General features: G+C 70.0%; 13 protein-coding genes. 10 read left to right on the top strand and 3 right to left on the bottom strand.

What is annotated here, in order from left to right; genetic code table 11:
- Window positions 1–74: 74 nt before the first annotated feature.
- Genes AC1DW3_RS01025 through AC1DW3_RS01000 form a run of 6 tightly spaced genes read left to right on the top strand, consistent with a single transcriptional unit; the run spans window position 75 to window position 8079 of the window.
- Window positions 75–743, top strand: a complete 669-nt coding sequence (locus tag AC1DW3_RS01025) for a hypothetical protein (protein ID WP_477927806.1) — start codon at window positions 75–77, stop codon at window positions 741–743.
- The gene (locus AC1DW3_RS01020; protein WP_477927803.1) at window positions 740–2245 is read left to right on the top strand and encodes a S1 family peptidase; all 1506 of its coding nucleotides are present in this window, start codon (window positions 740–742) and stop codon (window positions 2243–2245) included. Before AC1DW3_RS01025 ends, AC1DW3_RS01020 begins: the two co-directional genes overlap by 4 nt.
- Complete coding sequence (locus AC1DW3_RS01015; RefSeq protein ID WP_477927801.1) at window positions 2245–3759, top strand: YifB family Mg chelatase-like AAA ATPase; 1515 nt, start codon at window positions 2245–2247, stop codon at window positions 3757–3759. Before AC1DW3_RS01020 ends, AC1DW3_RS01015 begins: the two co-directional genes overlap by 1 nt.
- Before the next feature lie 2 nt (window positions 3760–3761).
- Window positions 3762–4736, top strand: a complete 975-nt coding sequence (locus AC1DW3_RS01010) for an ABC transporter substrate-binding protein (RefSeq protein ID WP_477927799.1) — start codon at window positions 3762–3764, stop codon at window positions 4734–4736.
- Window positions 4737–4743: 7 nt separating this feature from the next.
- A complete protein-coding gene (locus tag AC1DW3_RS01005) occupies window positions 4744–5721 on the top strand; it encodes an ABC transporter substrate-binding protein (protein ID WP_477927798.1) in 978 nt (325 codons plus the stop codon).
- Window positions 5722–5733: 12 nt separating this feature from the next.
- Window positions 5734–8079, top strand: coding sequence for a PAS domain-containing protein (locus AC1DW3_RS01000; protein ID WP_477927796.1), 2346 nt, complete (start codon window positions 5734–5736; stop codon window positions 8077–8079).
- 4 nt (window positions 8080–8083) lie between these two features.
- On the opposite strand, the gene AC1DW3_RS00995 is transcribed toward AC1DW3_RS01000, so the two are convergent.
- The 3 genes from AC1DW3_RS00995 to metH all read right to left on the bottom strand — a co-directional run bounded on the left by AC1DW3_RS00995 (window position 8084) and on the right by metH (window position 11948).
- Window positions 8084–8533 carry a glycine zipper 2TM domain-containing protein gene (locus AC1DW3_RS00995; RefSeq protein WP_477927794.1) on the bottom strand — a complete coding sequence of 150 codons (450 nt, stop codon included), beginning with the start codon at window positions 8531–8533 and terminating at the stop codon, window positions 8084–8086.
- Between the two features lie 46 nt (window positions 8534–8579).
- Window positions 8580–9149 (bottom strand): glycine zipper 2TM domain-containing protein, encoded by a 570-nt coding sequence (locus tag AC1DW3_RS00990; RefSeq protein ID WP_477927792.1) that lies wholly within the window; start codon window positions 9147–9149, stop codon window positions 8580–8582.
- Window positions 9150–9242: 93 nt separating this feature from the next.
- The gene (gene metH, locus AC1DW3_RS00985) at window positions 9243–11948 is read right to left on the bottom strand and encodes a methionine synthase (RefSeq protein ID WP_477927790.1); all 2706 of its coding nucleotides are present in this window, start codon (window positions 11946–11948) and stop codon (window positions 9243–9245) included.
- Window positions 11949–12385: 437 nt separating this feature from the next.
- Between metH and AC1DW3_RS00980 the strand changes: the two genes are divergently transcribed.
- The 4 genes from AC1DW3_RS00980 (at window position 12386) to AC1DW3_RS00965 (ending at window position 15628) form a co-directional block, all read left to right on the top strand.
- On the top strand, window positions 12386–13588 hold the full coding sequence (locus AC1DW3_RS00980) for an HD-GYP domain-containing protein (protein WP_477927788.1): 1203 nt from the start codon (window positions 12386–12388) through the stop codon (window positions 13586–13588).
- Window positions 13589–13689: 101 nt separating this feature from the next.
- Window positions 13690–14079: a GntR family transcriptional regulator gene (locus AC1DW3_RS00975; protein WP_477927787.1), complete on the top strand. Its 390-nt coding sequence runs from the start codon at window positions 13690–13692 to the stop codon at window positions 14077–14079.
- Entirely contained in the window at window positions 14076–14963 is an 888-nt protein-coding gene (locus tag AC1DW3_RS00970; RefSeq protein WP_477927785.1) for an ABC transporter ATP-binding protein, read from the top strand. Before AC1DW3_RS00975 ends, AC1DW3_RS00970 begins: the two co-directional genes overlap by 4 nt.
- On the top strand, window positions 14960–15628 hold the full coding sequence (locus AC1DW3_RS00965; RefSeq protein WP_477927783.1) for a hypothetical protein: 669 nt from the start codon (window positions 14960–14962) through the stop codon (window positions 15626–15628). Before AC1DW3_RS00970 ends, AC1DW3_RS00965 begins: the two co-directional genes overlap by 4 nt.
- Window positions 15629–15631 lie beyond the last annotated feature (3 nt).

The following is a 15631-nucleotide window of genomic DNA, read 5'->3' as shown; positions in this document are numbered from 1 at the left end:
ATTCTTGGGAGAAGCCCCGGGCCGACTCGCCCCAGACCGGCGGCTAGACTGGCCCGCCACCCTGGGAGCCCCCGATGCCGGAGACGTCCGCCGCCCCGCCCGCTGCCGCGCCGAACCCGGCGCCGACGRCCATCGACTGGGCCGCCGGAGGCGCTCTCGGTCTGCTGCTGGGGCTGCTGGTGGGCCTGTCGGCCGAGCCTGTCGTGTCGGCCGTCGTCACCGGGCTGGTCGCCCTGCTGGCGGCCATGTTCGGCCTGTCGGACAAGCTGCCCCTGGGGCTGTCGCGCACGGGCGCGCACCGGCTGACCGCCTTCGGGCTGGCCGCCGTCGTCGCGGTGCTGCTGGGCCTGCAGTTGCGTACCCGCTGGCTGGCGCCCGATGTGGCCGAGTTGCGCCGCCAACTGGTCGAGATCGAGATCACCGACCCCGCCGAACAGAAGCAGATGCTGCGCTTCCTGCGCTACGGCCTGCTGCCAGCGGGCACGCAGGCGGCCGGCAAGGACGGCGAGGCTGCCAAGCTGGCCGTCGCGGCCGGCCTGCCCCTGCTCTATGCCGAACCGGCCAGCTTCTGCGGCCCCTTGCGCCGCCTTGTCGGCGAAAACGCTGCGGCCAGCGACGTGCTGCTGCATCTGAAGAGCGGCGGCGACGCGGCCCAACGCGCCGGCCGCGCCATCCAGGCCCTGCCCGAGGCCGAACGGGCCGCCGCGCTGCGGGCGGCGCCGCTGTATCTGTGCTCGTCATGAAGGCCCTTGCCGCGCTCGCGCTGCTGGGCGCCGGCACGGTCTGGGCCCAGGCGCCCAGCTTCGAGACTCGCCAGCAGGTGCTGCGCACCCTGGTGCAGGTGACGGCCAGCGACTGCGCCGACGGCGTCTCGCGCAGCGGCAGCGGCTTTGCCCTGGAAACCCCGGGGCGCATCGTCACGGCCCACCACGTCGTGGGGGGCTGCCGCACGGTGCAGGTCAGCTACGAGGCCGTCAAGCCGCCCGCACCGAAGCGGCGCGAAGCCCGCATCGTTCGGGTGCTGGCCGCCGGCGACCTCAGCCTGCTGCAGATCGACGCGCCGCCCAGCGTGCCGACGCTGCGCATGTCTACCCTGGCCCCATCACGCGACCAGATCTTCTTCGGCTTCGGCTATGCCCTGGGCATGCCGACGGCGGGCGACCAGGAGGTGCGCTTCTCGACCGGCGCCACCCGGCTGACCGACATCCTGCCGCCGGCCGCCGCCGACGAATTGCGCAACAGCGGCAGCCCCATCGCCACCGAGCGCGAGGTGCTGCGCTTCAACGTCGCGCTGCAGCCGGGCATGAGTGGTGGGCCCATCGTCAATGCCAGCGGCGAGGTCATCGGCGTCGTCGCCGGTGGCCTGAAGGCCGGCGCGGCGCCGGCGAGCTGGGGCTGGCCGGGCGACGGCGTGCGCCGCCTGCTGGACTCGACGGAACCGACCGACCGCGCCGTGAAGGTGGCGAGCACCTATTACTCGCTGCCGGATCTGTCGGCCCTGCTCGCGGCGCGCCAGCAGGGGCGCAAGCTGCGTTGCGGCGCGCTGGAGTTCAGCGACTCGGGCCTGCGCACCTTGAGCGACCTGATGCGCAGCGCCGACGACATGCAGCGCGTCATCTATCTGATCAGCATCTCGGGCGACAGCATCGCGACGCTGGCCGGCGAGCAGTTCCGCGTCTGGGTCCACGCGCCCAGCGGCGCGACCGCCCTGGTGCCGGCCGAAGCCACGCTGCAGCAGGAAGGCAGCGCCTGCGCGGCACGCTCGGGTGACGGCAATCTGCAGCAACTGGTCTGGGCCGCGCTGGCCCTCACCAACCAGGATGCGACCGCGCGCATGCTGGAGTTCGAGAGCGCCGTCCAGACGCCGCGCATGCCGCGCTTCGTCGCCAGCCAGTTCGACACGACACTGACGACGATGGCGATGAATCCCGTGACCGGCCAGGCCATGCCGGGCTCACAGATGCGCGACGGCGGCCTCATCTTCTCCCGCAAGGCCTTGTCGCTGTTCAAGCGCGCGCCGCAGTTCTACGGCGACCAGGTGCCCCAGGGCCATGCCTTCGAGACCCTGGTGGCACGCTCGGGCATCTTCCTGGGCGTGGCGACCCTCAACCAGCAGGTCGATCCGCGCTGGCAAGCCTGTACGCTCAACCCGCAATACCCGGGCTGCGCCGACGCCTTCCGCAATCGCCGCGCCTGGACCCGCTTCGTCCTGGCCACCCAGCTCTCCACCTTCCCCAGCTATTGATGTCCCTCGCCACCGTCCACAGCCGCGCCCTCGATGGCCTCGCCGCCGCGCCGGTCACGGTGGAAGTCCACCTGGCCAACGGCCTGCCGTCGTTCACCGTCGTCGGCTTGGCGGACACCGAAGTCAAGGAGGCGCGCGAGCGCGTCAGGGCGGCGCTGCAGAACAGCGGCCTTTCCTTTCCGGCCAACAAGCGCATCACCGTCAACCTCGCGCCCGCCGACCTGCCCAAGGAGGGTGGCCGGTTTGATTTGCCGATGGCGCTCGGCCTGCTGGCGGCGAACGGCCAGATCGATGCCGCCAGGCAGGCGCGCTTCGAATGCGCGGGCGAGCTGTCGCTGGCCGGCGAACTGCGCGCCGTGCGCGGTGCCCTGGCCATGGCCTTGGCGATGCGCCAGGACGGCAGCGGGCGCGAGCTGCTGCTGCCCGAGGCCAGCGCCGCCGAAGCGGCCCTGGTCGACGGCCTGGTGGTGAGGCAGGCTGGTCATCTGCTCGATGTCGTCGCCGCCCTGCAGCCCGACGGCGACGCCCTGCCGCGCGCCACCGCCCTGCCCCGCGAGGCCGCCCGCGGCCTGCCCGATATCGCCGACATCAAGGGTCAGGCCGGCCCCAAGCGGGCGCTGGAGATCGCCGCGGCCGGCGGCCACAGCCTGCTGATGGTGGGCCCGCCGGGCACGGGCAAGTCCATGCTCGCCCAGCGCCTGGCCGGGCTGCTGCCCGCGCTGGACGACGAGGCCGCCCTCGAGTCCGCCGCGGTGCTCAGCCTGGCCGGCCAGTTCGACATCGCCCGCTGGGGCCAGCGGCCGCTGCGCTCACCGCACCACTCGGCCTCGAGCGTGGCCCTGGTGGGCGGTGGCTCCCCGCCCCGGCCCGGCGAGATCTCGCTGGCCCAGCATGGCGTGCTCTTCCTCGATGAACTGCCCGAGTTCCCGCGCGCTGCGCTGGAAGCCCTGCGCGAGCCGCTGGAGACCGGCCGCATCCTGATCTCGCGCGCCGCGCGCCAGGCCGAGTTCCCGGCCCGCTTCCAGCTCGTCGCCGCGATGAACCCCTGCCCCTGTGGTCATCTGGGCAGCCCCCTGAAGGCCTGCCGCTGCACGCCCGACCAGGTCTCGCGTTATCAGGGAAGGCTCAGCGGCCCCTTCCTCGATAGGCTTGACCTGCTCATCGAAGTGCCCGCCATCCCGCCGCGCGAGCTGCAGGACCTGGCACCGGGCGAGTCCAGCGCCGTCGTCGCGGAGCGCGTGTCGGCGGCACGCGAGCGGGCCGTCGCCCGCCAGGGCATGGCCAACGCCCAGTTGCAGGCCCAGGACCTGACCGAACATGCGGTGCTGGAGCCCGCGGCCAAGGCCTTGCTGGAGCGTTCGGCCGAGCGCCTGGGCTGGTCGGCACGCGGCTTTCACCGGGTGCTGCGCGTGGCCCGCACGGTGGCCGACCTGGCCGCGGCGGCGTCGATAGGCAGCACCCATGTCGCCGAGGCCATCCAGTTGCGCCGCGGCCTGCCCGGTCAGGCGGCCTGACCATGCGCGCCGTCTCGCGAGCCCTGGGCCTGGCCGCCGCGCTGCTGGCGGCGCTGGCAGCACCTTCGCAGGCCGCGCCCATCAGCATCGCCATGCCCAGCGGCCCGGTGTCGCTGCCGCTGCTGGTGGCCATAGACAAGCGCCTGTTCCAGGACGAAGGCCTGGACGTGGTGCGCATCCCCTGCAGCAGCGGCAGGGCCTGCCTGGCCGCGCTGCGCTCGGGCGCGGCCGATGTCGCCGCGAGCGCCGAGTTTGCCGTCGCGATGACCGCCGCGCAGACGCCCGCGGTCGCCATCCTCGCGTCCATCGGCGAGTCCACGGCCCAGCTCAAGCTCATCGCCAGCCGCCGCGCGGGCGTGCGCCAGGGCTCCGACATGGCCGGCAAGCGCATTGCCACGGTGGCCGGCACGTCGGCCGAGTACTTCCTCGACCGCTGGCTCACCTACCAGGGCATCGACCCCGAGCGCGTCAAGCTGAGCTTCGCCGAGCCCGGCGCGCTGGGCGACCTCGTGCAGCATGGCAAGGCCGCCGCCGCCGTCGTCTGGGAGCCCGAGGCCGGCCGCATCGAGGACAAGCTCGGCGACGACGCGGTCCGCCTGCCCTCGGCCCATGTCTACACCCAGCACTTCTGCATCGTCGCGCAGGCACGGGCCATCGAAAGGGACAGGCCGCGCTTCGAGAAGGTGCTGCGCGCGCTGCTGCGCGCCCAGCGCTTCATCGCGGATTCGCCGGCCGATGCACAAGCCATCCTCGCGGCCAGCCTCAAGGTCGCCGCGCCCGTCGCGCAGCGCCTGATGGCCGAGCAGGACTACCGCGTCGCCCTGCACACCTCGCTGCCGACGACCATGCTCAGCCAGATCCGCTGGCAGCTGGGCCAGGACGGCAAGCCGATGGAGCCGGCCCCGTCCCTGCAGCAGCTGATCGACGCGCGCCCGCTGCAATCGCTCGCCCCGAGCGCGGTCACCTTGACCCGGTGAGGCCCACATGCACTCCCGCTTCTCGAAGTTGCTTTGGTTGCTGATGCTGGTCGCAGCCGGGCTGATGGGCACGGCGGCTGCGGCACCGTTGACCATCGCGGTGTCGCGGTCGCCGCATTCGCTGCCGGTCTTCGTGGCGCTGGCCGAAGGCCTGTTCGAGGCCGAAGGCCTGACCGTCAAGACCATCGAAGCCCCCAGCGGCCGCCGCTGCCTCAAGCTGATGGCCGAGGGCCAGGCCGACCTCGGCACGGCCGCGGAAACCGCCATCGCCTTCGAGTCCTTCGAGCGCACCGACTTCTCCATCATCGCCACCTTCTCCAGCACGTCCAGCGACGTCGAGCTGGTGGCGCGCCGCGCGGCCGGCATCAAGGCCGCGGGGGACCTCGTGGGCAAGCGCGTCGGCGTCGTCAAGGGCACCTCGGCGCAATACTTCCTGGACACCTTCCTGCTCAATAGCAACGTCAATCCGAAAAGTATCGTCCAGGTCGCCATACAGCCTGAGGCTGCGCTGGACACCCTGGCTGCCGGCCAGGTGGACGCGGTCGCAGTCTTTCAGCCCTTTGCCTATGCGGCCGCCCACAGCCCGCGCGTGGACGGCGTCGTGCTCAGCGAGTCCGGGGACTACAAGCAGACGTTCAACCTGGTGGCGCAAAACAGCGCCCTGAGGACGAGGCGGGCCGACATCGAGCGCTTCCTCAGGGCCCTGCACCGGGCCAATGAATTCATCCGCGCCCAGCCGCGCCGGGCGGAATTGATCTTCGTGAGCCGGCTGGGCGTCGAGCCGAGTTTCGCGGCCTGGGCTATGCAGCGCACCCATGTCGGGCTGTCCCTGGAGGAGGCCCTGTTGCGAACGCTGCAGTCGCAGGCGAACTGGGCCTTGCGCGAGGGCTATGCGAGCGGCAGCAAGCCGGTCGACTACCGCAACCTGATCGACGCGGGGCCGCTGCGCGCGGTGCTGCCCAACGCGGTGGGCCTGGCCCGCTGAATCCCCGGCGCCATGAAGATCCGTTCCCTCTTCATCGCTGCCGGCGTAGCCGCCGTGCTGGTGGGCGTGTCGGCCATCACCGCCATGGGGATGGCCACCGGCCAGGAAGACCGGGCGAAAGCCCAGCAGCAGCGCGCCGAGCAGGTGGCACGCGACGTCGCCGGCCTGGTGGGGGTGACCTATGTCTTCCAGCGCGAACGCGACGAGCTCTCGGTGTCGGAATGGAAGCGCTGGCACGCCAACATCGCCCGGGAGCTGGAAGGCGCGGAGCCCGAGGGGGCGTCGGAGGCCGAGCTGGCGCTGCTGAAGGACGCGGCAGCCCGCCTTCCGGTGCTCTTCGAGCGGGCGCTGAAGACCTCCGCCGCACCGGCGAGCGACTTCGAGCGCCGCCKCCGCGACCAGGCCTTCGAGCTGCTGCTCGGCGACACCCAGGCCATGGCGGACGCGGCCTTCCGCTGGTCCCGCAATGCCGGCGACGCGCGCGGCGAGGCGGAGGACGTGCACGAGCACGTCACCATGGCCGCGGTCGTCAGCTTCAGCCTGCTGCTGGCCGCCCTGGCGGTCGTCGGCGTACGCCGCGTGCTGCGCCCACTGGCACGGCTGACCGAGGCCGCGGAGGCTCTCGAACGCGGCGAGCAGGTGCCGCTGTTCGGCAGCACGACCCAGGATGAACTGGGCACGCTCAAGCGCCGCTTCGACGCCATGACCCTGGCCCTGCAACGCCGCACCGACGAAGTGCTTGAGGCCGAGCGGCGCATGCGCGAGATCACGGACAACATCCCCGTGCTCATCACCGAGTTCGATGCCGACGCCCGCATCGTGTTCGCCAACGCGACGGTCGGGCGGGTCTACGGCGTGACGACGGACGCCCTCATCGGCAAGCACATCGGCGACGTGCGTGGCGCGGACGGCGCCAGGCAGCTGCGCCCCCATATCGAGGCCGTGCTGCGAGGCCAGGCGGTCGAGTTCGACAGCACCCAGATGCTCGGTGACGCGGAGCGCCATTTCCAGCAGCTCTATGTGCCCCGGCGGGACGCCCTGGGCGACGTCGTCGGCTTCTATTCGGTGTCCATGGACATCACCGAACGCAAGGCCGCCGAGCTGGCGGTACAGGCCTCGGAGCACCGCCTCAAGGCCATCACGGACAACATCCCGGCCGTGGTCTCGCATTTCGACAAGTCGCTGCGCGCGGACTTCGGCAACCTGGCCGCGGAGAAGGTGCTGCGGCGGCCCTTGAGCGAGCTGATGGGCCTGACCTTCCAGCAGATCCGCGGCGACGCGGTCTGGCAGATCGCCAGGCCTCACATCGAGGGCGTGCTGCGCGGCGAGCCCCAGCAGTTCGAGTCTTTCGTGAAGCACGGCGACAGCACGCGCTTCTTCGACCAGAAGTACGTGCCGGACTTCGATGCGCAAGGCCGGATCCAGGGCTTCTATTCCGTCTCCTTCGACATCACCGAACGCCGCCAGGCCGAAGCGCGGCTGGCCGAAAGCGAGAAGCGGCTGCGCGACATCGCCGACAACCTGCCGGTGATGATTTCCTATATCGACAAGGACCAGCGCATGCTGTTCCTGAACGAGACCTTCAGCAAATGGACGGGGCTTGATCACCGGGCCAACATCGGCAAGACGGTGGCAGAAGCCGTTCCGGCGGCGCTTTATGAGCCTCGCCGCGAGGCCCTTGCGCGAGCGCTCGCTGGCGAGCGGGTCGAGTTCCACATCGAATCCACGGCGGCCGGCGTCTCACGGTCGCTGCACAACCTCTACCTGCCCGACGTCGACGCCGATGGGTCGACTCGCGGCCTCTATGCCCTCAGCACGGACGTGACCGAGCGCCGCCAACTCGAGCGCCGGCTCGCCGAACTGGCCCGCACCGATGCCCTCACCGGCCTGCCCAACCGCTACAGCTTCAACGAGCAATTGGCCGCCGTGATCAAGCGCGCCCACCGGGCGCAGAGCTTCACCGCGCTGCTCTTCCTCGACATCGACAGGTTCAAGCTCATCAACGACAACCATGGCCACGGCGTCGGCGACGAGGTACTGCGCGAGTTCGCGTGCCGGCTGCTGGCTCTGGTCAGGAGCACCGATTTCGTCGGGCGGCTGGCGGGCGACGAGTTCGTCGTCGTGCTGGAAGGCCTGCACGCGGCTTCCGAGGCGGAGATCGTGGCCGGCAAGATCATCGAGGCGATCAACCGACCCTTCGCGACTTCAGCCGGCGAGTTGTCGGTCGGCACCAGCATCGGCATCGCCATCCATCCGCGCGACGAACTCGGCGGCGAGGAACTGCTCGGCCGGGCCGACCAAGCGCTGTACCTCGCCAAGGGCGCGGGGCGCAACCAATGGCGAATGCACGTGACTTAGTGCGTCAGGGTCGGACGAGCTGGCCGTCCCGCTCGCGCACGATGTCGCCGGCCCTCAGCATCGGGTCGGCACCCATCTCGACGCGGCGCATCTGGCCGCTGCGGTCGACGACCTGGGCGACCCAGACGGTGGACTTCTTGGCGTTCTTCTCGACCTCGTTGCCGGCATAGCCGCCGGCCGCGGCACCGCCGACGGTCGCCAGCTTCTTGCCCGTGCCGCCGCCGATCTGGTGGCCCAGCAGACCGCCGATGACGGCGCCGCCGACCACGCCCAGGCCGCTGCCCTTGCCCTCGCGGGTTTCGGTGTGGATTTCCTGCACCCACAGGCAACCCTTGCAGAGCGCGTCGCGCTGGGCCTGGGTTGGAATGGACAGCACCGGCGCCGGGCCGTCATCGGCGCGCACAGGGGCGGAAAGGGTCGCGGCCAGGGCCGCGGTGGCAATCAACAACTTCATTGCATCACTCCTTGGAACCCGCCCTGTTTGCCGCCTCGTTGCGCCTTCAGGCGCGCACGAAGCCGTTCTCGGTCAAGCGGACCTCGTCGCCGACGCGCAGGCCGGGGTCGGCGCTGCGCTCGAAGCGGCGCAGGCGGCCGTCGCGCTCGCGCACCTGCACGATCCAGACGTTGTGGGTCTTCTGGTTCTTCTCGATCTCGTTGCCGGCATAGCCACCACCCACAGCGCCCGCCACGGTGGCCAGCTTGCGGCCATTGCCGCCGCCCACCATATTGCCCAGCAGGCCGCCGACGACGGCGCCGCCCACGGCACCCACGCCACTGCCCTTGCCCTTGCGGGCCTCGGTATGCACATCGGTCACGCGGCCACAGCTGTCGCACAGCGCCGGCGGGGCCTGGGTTTCAACGACCGGGGCCGGCTGGGCCTGGCGCACCGGGTCAGCGCTGGCCAGGCGCTGCGGCGCAGGGCTGGTCTGCGGCTGCGTCGTCGTGGCAATCGGCTCGCTGCTGACGGTCTGCGACCTGCCCACCGCATAGGCGCCGCCGAGCAGTGCCGCCACGACGGCGACGCCGGCGACGATCTGGGTGGACTTGACGGAATGTGTGGGGGTCGACATGGGGCCTCCGGTGTGGTTGGTATGACCCGCAGGATGCCCAACCCCGGCGGCCCGCCCTGTAGGACGAGGCCGCTTCGGCCTAGGGATGTCGACCTAACCCAACAGCGGCGCCAGCGCGCGGCGCGCGTCGGCCTCGCTCAGGCCGCAGCGGGCGGCCCAGTCGGCGAGCTGGTCGTCGGCTATGCGGCCGACGTTGAAGTAGGCCGCATCGGGATGAGCCAGGTAGAAGCCACTGACGCTGGCCGCCGGCGTCATCGCCATGCTGTCGGTCAGGCCCATGCCGATCTCGTCGGGGGCGAGCACGCGGAACATGTCGCGCTTGGCGAGATGGTCCGGGCAGGCCGGGTAGCCGGGCGCGGGGCGGATGCCTTGGTACTTCTCGGCGACGAGGTCGGCATTGCTCAGCGCCTCGGCCGGCGCATAACCCCAGAACTCGCGGCGCACGCGCTCGTGCAGCCACTCGGCCGCGGCCTCGGCGAGGCGGTCGGCCAGGGCCTTGAGCATGATGGCCGAGTAGTCGTCGTGGCTGGCCAGGAAGTCGGCCTCCTTCTTGTCGACACCCAGGCCCGCCGTGACCGCGAACATGCCGATGTGGTCGCCCCCCGCTGTCGATTCCGGGGCGACGAAGTCGGACAGGCAGCGGTTGGGCCGCTTCACGCCTTCCACCACGGGGCGCTCGGACTGCATGCGCAGGCCATGCCACGTCATCGGCGGCTCGCTCTTGATCGCGATGTCGTCGTCGTTGACGCGCGCGGCCGGGTAGAGGCCGAAGACGGCATGGGCCTGCAGCCAGCGGCCGTCGATGATCTTCTTCAGCATGGCTTGGGCGTCGGCGAACACCTTGCGCGCCTCGCTGCCGACGACGGCGTCGTCGAGGATGGCCGGGTAGGGGCCGGCCAGGTCCCAGGTCTGGAAATAGGGCCCCCAGTCGATGTAGCGGGCCAGCTCGGCGAGGTCGAGGTTCTTCAGCACGCGGCGGCCGGTGAACTTCGGCGCGACCGGCAGGCGGCTCAGGTCCAGCACGGCCTTGTTGGCGCGTGCGGCGGCCAGCGTCACCAGCGGCGTCTGCTTCTTGTTGGCGTGCAGTTGGCGGGTCTTCTCGGCGTCGACTTTCAGCTCGGCGATGTAGGCGGCGGCGCGGTCGTCGCTGAGCAGCTCGGTGCACACGCCCACGGCGCGCGACGCGTCGGGCACGTAGACGACCGGGCCTTCGTAGTGCGGCGAGATCTTGACGGCCGTGTGCACGCGGCTGGTGGTGGCGCCGCCGATCAGCAGCGGCATGTGGCGTGACGAGAAGTAGCTGTCGCGCTGCATCTCGGCCGCCACATGCTGCATCTCTTCAAGGCTGGGCGTGATGAGGCCCGACAGGCCGATGATGTCGGCGCCCTCTTCCTTGGCCTTCTGCAGGATGTCGCGCGCCGGCACCATGACGCCCATGTTGACGACTTCGTAGTTGTTGCACTGCAGGACCACCGTGACGATGTTCTTGCCGATGTCGTGCACATCGCCCTTGACCGTCGCCATGACGATCTTGCCCTTGGGCTTGGCGTCGCCGCCGCCTTCGATGAGCAGGCGCTTCTCTTCCTCGATATAGGGCAGCAGGTGGGCCACGGCCTGCTTCATCACGCGGGCGCTCTTGACCACCTGAGGCAGGAACATCTTGCCCTGGCCGAACAGGTCGCCGACGACGTTCATGCCGGCCATCAACGGGCCTTCGATGACGTGCAGCGGCCGGCCGCCGCCGGCCAGGATGGCCTGCCAGGCCTCCTCGGTGTCGGCATCGATGAAGTCGGTGATGCCATGCACCAGCGCRTGCGACAGGCGCGSGTTGACGTCGTTGGCACGCCAGGCCAGGCGCGCCGAATCGTCCTTGCCGGCGCTCTTGGCTCGGTCGGCGATCTCGATGAGGCGCTCGCCCGCATCCGGGCGGCGGTTCAGCACCACGTCTTCGACGCGTTCACGCAGTTCGGCATCGAGGTCGTCATAGACGCCCACCATGCCGGCGTTGACGATGCCCATGTCCATGCCGGCCTGGATGGCGTGGTACAGGAAGACGGTGTGGATGGCCTCGCGCACCGGCTCGTTGCCGCGGAAGCTGAAGGACACGTTGGACACGCCCCCCGACACCTTGGCGCCGGGCAGGTTCTGCTTGATCCAGCGCGTGGCCTCGATGAAGTCCACCGCGTAGTTGTCGTGCTCCTCGATGCCGGTGGCGATCGCGAAGATATTGGGGTCGAAGATGATGTCCTCGGGCGGGAAGTCCACCTCGTCGACGAGGAAGCGGTAGGCCCGCTCGCAGATCTCCGTCTTGCGCGCGAAGGTGTCGGCCTGGCCCTTTTCGTCGAAGGCCATCACGACGGCCGCCGCGCCATAGCGCTTGACGAGCTTGGCCTGGCGCCGGAACTCGGCCTCGCCTTCCTTCAGCGAGATGGAGTTGACGATGCCCTTGCCCTGGATGCACTTCAGGCCGGCCTCGATGACGCTCCACTTGGAGGAGTCGATCATGATGGGCACGCGCGCGATCTCGGGCTCGCCGGCAATCAGGTTCAGGAAGCGCACCATGGCCGCCTGGCTGTCCAGCATGGCCTCGTCCATGTTGATGTCGATGACCTGGGCGCCGTTCTCGACCTGCTGGCGCGCCACGGCCAGGGCCTGCTCGAACTGGCCCGCGAGGATCATGCGGGCGAAGGCTTTGGAGCCGGTGACGTTGGTGCGCTCGCCGATGTTGACGAACAGGCTGCCTGCGTCGATGGCGACGGGCTCGAGGCCGGAGAGCTTGAGGGGAGGCGGGGTGGTCATCGATGCGTTTCGCGCGGGAAATCGATGAGCGCCGTTGGAAAACGATCCGAGCCTGGGGGAGGGAGCCTGTTCAAGGCCTCTTCACGGCGCCCGTTGCCCCGCAAAGGCAGTGGATGCAAGGCGCAAACCGCAGCCGGGTTGGACACCCGGCGAGGATTTGCAACGCCGCAGCCGCTGATTTTGCGGGGCAACCCGAAGGGCAAGGCATCCCAGGGCCGCACTCGTCGTTGCGTCACTTGCCCGCACATCAGTGCGGGCGGCGTACCGCGCCTAGATTGCGGCCCTGGGATGCCTTGCGGGCACCATGAAGAGGCCTTGAGCAGGCTCCAGCCCTCGCAGCGCTCCTCGGATGAGCCGGGAATTCTACGCAGCCACCCCTTCGCCAACGCTCAAGATCGGCTCTTCCATGCCGAAGGCCGTTGAGAATGCCGCAATCCATGGCCTCCGAACTCATCCCTCTACCCGCCCGCACCCTGCGGCTGGGCATGACCCTGCCCTACGACCTCTTCGACGCCAACGGCAAGCTGCTGTTCGCGCGCGGCCAGGTGCTGCGCGACTCGCCACTGGTACGCGGCCTCGTCGACGGCGGCGCCTGGGTGAACTCCTCGGACACGATGGAGTACCAGCGCGCCCTGGCCCACCGCCTGGACACCATGGTCATGCAGGACGTGTCGCTGTCCGACATCGCCAAGGCCGACGGCAGCTTCCGGCTGGACACCCTGGTGCCGAGCAAGGTCGAGCTGGGCCCGCGCGAGGCCTGGTCCGACCTGCTGCTGCACACCCATGGCCTGCTGCGCGAAGCCGACCCGGCGGACTTTCAAGCCCGCCTCACGCTGCTGCGCGACACCGCGCTGAAGCGCCTGCACGCCCACCCGGATGCCACGCTGATGCTGCTCGTCTTCGAGAGCAGCCAGGAGTTCGGCGACTACAGCGCCCGCCATGCCCTGTTGACGCTGCTGCTCTGCGACCTCGTCGCGCAGCAGATGCAGCTGCCGCCCGAGTTGCGCGCCGCGCTGCAGGGCGCCGCGCTGACGATGAACTACGGCGCTGGCCCCGCGCATGACCGCCTGGCCGCCCAGGTCGACGCCGCCACACCCGCCCAGCGCCAGGCCCTGGCCGCCCACGGCGACCGCGCCGCGCAGCGCCTGGCCCAGGTCGGCGTCACCGACCCCGTCTGGTTGACCGCCGTGCGCCTGCATCACGAAGCCGGCCCCGGCCCGCTCGGCAGCCGCAGCGACGGCGAGAAGCTGGCGCGGCTGCTGCGCCGCATCGACCTCTTCGGCGCGCGGCTGTCGCCCCGCCGCAGCCGCGCGGCCATGAGCGGCGCCGCGGCGGCGCGCGCCGTCTTCCTCGATGAACTCGGCCAGCCCGACGAGGCCGGCGCGGCCCTGATCAAGACCGTCGGCCTCTACCCGCCCGGCAGCATCGTGCGCCTGGCCAATGGCGAGGTCGGCCTGGTCTTCAAGCGCGGCTTCAGCGCCAACGAGCCGCTGGTGGCCGCGCTGATCGGCAAGAGCGGCAGCCCACTGAGCAACCCGGTGCCGCGCGACACGCGCCTGGCGGCCCAGGCCATCACGGCCAGCCTGGCGCCGGCGGAGTTCAAGCTGCGGGTCAATCTGGAAGCGCTGTTGAAGCTCTAACTGGCGGTTGATTTCGCACAGCAAGGGCGGCCCGCGGGCCGCTCTTTTCATTCAGACGCTTGCTTTCGCCCGACTGTGCATATATTCTGTGTATACACATTATGCACAGCAGTCTATTCATCTCCCAGACGGACGCCCGGCCGATGTATCTGCAGATCGTCGAGCAGATCCGTCAGCGCGTCGCCGCGGGCGACTGGCCGGCGGGGCAGGAGCTGCCCTCCATCCGGGCGCTGGCCGCCGACCTGCGCGTCAGCGTCATCACCGTGAAGCGCGCCTACCTGGACCTGGAGTCCGAAGGCGTCATCGTCACCCGCCACGGCAAGGGCTCCTTCGTGGCGGATGCGCAGGGACTGGCCAAGGACATGCGCCTGGCCCAGCTCGACACCCACCTCGCCGCAGCCAGCGAGATCGCCCGTTCGCTGGCCATGCCCGAGCCCGACCTCATAGCCCGACTGCGCGATGCGCTGAACACCCAGGAGCCCACGCAATGAGCGCGAAAGCCATCGACATGAAGGGCGTGCGCAAGGCGTTCCGCTTCTTCACGCTGGAGGACGTGTCCCTCGACCTCGAGCAGGGCCAGATCATGGGCCTGGTCGGCCCCAACGGCGCCGGCAAGAGCACCACCATCCGGCTGCTGATGGGCCTGCTGACCCCCGACGCCGGCAGCATCCGCCTGCTCGGCCAGGAGATGCCACGCCAGCAGGCCGTGGCCAAGGCCGACGTCGGCTTCGTCAGCGACGACATGAAGCTGCTGCCGCAGGCGACGCTGGCCTGGCATATGGACTTTGTCGCGTCCCTCTACCCCGGCTGGGACGCGGCCTATGCCGCCAGGCTGCTGAAGCGCTTCGGCCTGCACGCGGGGCAGATGGCCAGGCACCTGTCCACCGGCGAGCAGGCCAAGGCCCTGCTGCTGCTGGCCCTGGCTCGCCGCCCGCGCCTGCTGGTGCTGGACGAACCCACCTCGGGCATGGACCCCGTCGCAAGGCACGAACTGCTGACCGAGTTCATGGACGTGCTGCGCGACGACAGCCGCTCCATCCTGTTCTCGTCGCACAACACGCTGGACGTCGAGCGCATCTCCGACCGCATCACCTTCATCGACCGCGGCCGCGTCGTCGCGTCGAACAACAAGGAGGACTACCTCGAACGCTGGCGCACGCTGCGGCTGAGGTTGCCCGACGGTTTGCCGGACTGGAAGCTGCCGGAGATCGTCCACCGCGACGTCGACGGTCCCAACATCACGCTGACCGTCGACGGCTTCAGCGACGACTTCCTCGCCCGCCTCGGCGCGCCCGTGCAGGAAGTGCACCGCATGAGCCTGGAAGAGGTCTTCGTCGCCACCGTCATGCACAGCCGCGAGGCCCGCACACCATGAATCCGCTCACGCGCAAGCTCGTCATCAAGGAGCTCTACCTTTTCCGCTGGCTGCTGGTGGGTGGCACCGCCGCGGGCTTCGCCGGCCTGCTCAGCGCCAGCGCCGGCGAGGTGGGCTTCAACATCGGCTTCATCGTCTGGCTGACGGCCATCATCGCCCTGGGCGTCATGCTGGCGCTGTTCGGCATCGCCACCGAACGCAAGGAGCGCTCGCTGCTCTTCATGCTCAGCCTGCCGCTGTCGCCGGGCGACTATGTGCGAGCCAAGCTGCTCGGCCTGCTCGCCTGCTTCCTGCTGCCCTGGGGCCTGCTGAGTGCCGGTGCGCTGACCCTCATCCTCGTCATGCCCGGCATCCCGGACGGCCTGCTGCCCTACGCGGTGCTGCTCTGCGTCTTCATGCTGCTGAATTTCTCGATCGTGCTGTGCGGCGCGCTGCACATCGCCTCCGAAGCCGGCATGGGCGGCCTGATCATCCTGACCAATATGTCCATCTCGCTGTTCATGATGGGCGTAGGCCGCATCCCCGCCATCGGCCAGTACACGCAGGCGGCCGCCCCGGTCTGGAATGCCGCCTTCTGGCAGCTGCTCGCTGCCGAAGTGGCCCTGACCCTGCTGACCCTCTCCCTGCCCCTGTTCATCGCCGCAAGACGGCGCGACTTCCTCTAGGAG

This window comes from Roseateles sp. P2_H4 (genome assembly GCF_056403315.1).
The sequence above is the reverse complement of the archived record's forward strand: the minus strand, read 5'-3'. Positions and strand labels throughout refer to the sequence as shown.